This is a genomic window from Fructobacillus sp. CRL 2054, from assembly GCF_028764065.1.
Lineage (GTDB): Bacteria > Bacillota > Bacilli > Lactobacillales > Lactobacillaceae > Fructobacillus.
In genome coordinates this window covers 1-407 of the sequence record NZ_JACOFN010000024.1, presented here as the reverse complement: position 1 = coordinate 407, position 407 = coordinate 1, and the positions used below count along the sequence as shown (strand labels likewise).

The window sequence follows — 407 nt, the reverse complement described above, 5'->3', positions numbered from 1 at the left end:
GCCCAGACCAATCACCAGCACTGCGCCCGCGTTCGGGTGGCGCACCATGTTTTGCAGCATGGTGCGAGTATTGATGTGATCGTCGCCCAGTTGTGAGCAGCCGTAGGTGTGGCTGAAGAGGAACACGCCGTCGGTACCTTCAGCGTTGTTGGTCTCTTTCAGGAAACGATTTTGGATCTGCCGCGCGATGCCGTTGACACAGCCCACGGTTGGCAGGATCCACAGCTCATTGCGCACCCCGACATCGCCGTTAGCGCGACGATAGATCTGCACTTCACGATCTGCCGCTTGCGCAGGCAGATCCTGAAAATCAGGTTGATAGCGATACTGATCCAGATCGCTCAGATTCGTGCGCGTATTGTGGGCGTGAACGTGTTCCCCCGCCGCAATATCCGCCAATGCATAAC

Annotated in this window: 1 pseudogene; it reads right to left on the bottom strand. The window is 57.2% G+C overall.

Going from position 1 to position 407, the window contains the following annotated elements:
- Window positions 1-407, bottom strand: a pseudogene (uxaA, locus tag H7198_RS06920) (altronate dehydratase); the annotation flags it as partial.